Raw genomic sequence first — 1,494 nt, 5'->3', positions numbered from 1 at the left:
GGCCCCATCTGGCCCATTCTGACAATGCCGCTTAACGCATTGGGGAGTTTATCGGTGGGAATTTTAAAGTAATGCAACGATGAAGCCAGTTCCGCGACCTTGTAGGGATTTGCACCGACGGATGCGGCTGTCATATTGATGCGCGGCAATAATTCGTCGACTTGTTGCGGCGTAAATGCCTGGGAGGAAACCAGCCCCTCGTAACCTTGCAATGTGTCGCCGATATCACCCCCACCGAGTTCTATCGCTTTTTTGACGGTGTTGTTTATTTGCTGCTTACCTTTCTGGCGCCCCGCCTCATCGCGGTCATGGAACACCCTGTTTGAGAGTTTCATCAGCTCCATGCTGTACTCGGAACTGTTATCAATTTTAGGCGCAAGATAATGTGCGCCAGCAGCTATGGCTCCGCCGGCAACCAGCATTTTTTTACCCAGGTTGGCCAGGTGCTCTTCGTCGGTTGCCGCACCTCGCAGCTCCTTGCGCAGGGCCGCAATCTTGCTTTGCGCGGCGGTAGATGCGCGTGCCAGCTCTTGTGCTGACAGGGTGCCGGAGTTGGCCAGGCGATTATACGCCGCTTCGGTACGTTGGATTTCACGCTGTATCTTCGTTTCGGACTGGATACCGAGCGTTTCCCTGGCGGTGGCCATGCGCTGATAGTTGCTTCGGGTTTGCTCGGCCTCGCGCTCCATTTCCACCCGCAGCGCTGCCACGCGCTTTTTCATCTCGTTATAGGCCCGCGCCAGCTCTGCTTCGGAGAGTTTGCCGCTGCGGGCCAGACGGTTATAGGAGGCCTGCGTTCGCTGTATTTCACGCTGGATGGTGTGCTCTGCCCGCACCCCCAGATTGCTGCGGGCCGTCGCCAGGTTGGAGAGTTCGTTACGCAGCCCCTTGACGACCGGGGTCGCCTCGTCGTTGGCACCAAGGGTCAGGCCGACCTTCAGATTATGGTCCATTATTTACCTCCGGCAGGTGATGCCTTGCGTTTACGCGTAGCCTGGGCGGCATTGCGTTTTTTGAGCTGGTCGAGCGGGATGCGCAGGGATTTAAAGGTTTGCGTCTTGCCGCGCTTTTTGTACGCCTTCGGGTTGCGAAGGCGTACAACGGCCTCAAGATGCCCCTGCAGCTCGACCGGGGTTAAGCGTCGGACGTCGGCTTCGGTAAATCCGAACTCGCCGAGGATGATGCAGTGGAATCGGTAGTCTCTGACCCGCTCTTCATGTCCATCAGCTTTTTTTTAGCGCCACGCCCGGCCYTGAGCARSGCGGTATAATCCTCRTAAATCAGAYYMTCCTTYAGCAGCTCCGGGGTKATCTCTTCTGCCGGAATGCTGCCGAGACGCAACAGCGTGCGCGCCAGCAGGTGCACCGTGAAGTTGGCGTCGACGATGTCGCTGCCGACTTCCGCCACCACCTCAATCTCATCGCCGACGGTCTGCAAGCGGATTTCAAAGTCGCGGTGGATCACGCCGTTGTGTTGCACCCCGTAAGCCAGGGT

General features: G+C 57.6%; 1 protein-coding gene and 1 pseudogene. Both read right to left on the bottom strand.

Features of this window, described 5'->3' with window-relative positions:
- Nucleotides 1-953 (bottom strand): annotated as a pseudogene (locus tag ADK28_RS20430) (phage tail tape measure protein); the annotation flags it as partial.
- 181 nt (nucleotides 954-1,134) lie between these two features.
- Nucleotides 1,135-1,494 (bottom strand): hypothetical protein (locus ADK28_RS32250; protein WP_048796521.1); only part of this gene is annotated, 360 nt, incomplete at its 5' end.

The organism is Serratia sp. 506_PEND (genome assembly GCF_001076875.1).
GTDB lineage: Bacteria > Pseudomonadota > Gammaproteobacteria > Enterobacterales > Enterobacteriaceae > Serratia > Serratia marcescens.
The sequence above is the reverse complement of the archived record's forward strand: the minus strand, read 5'-3'. Positions and strand labels throughout refer to the sequence as shown.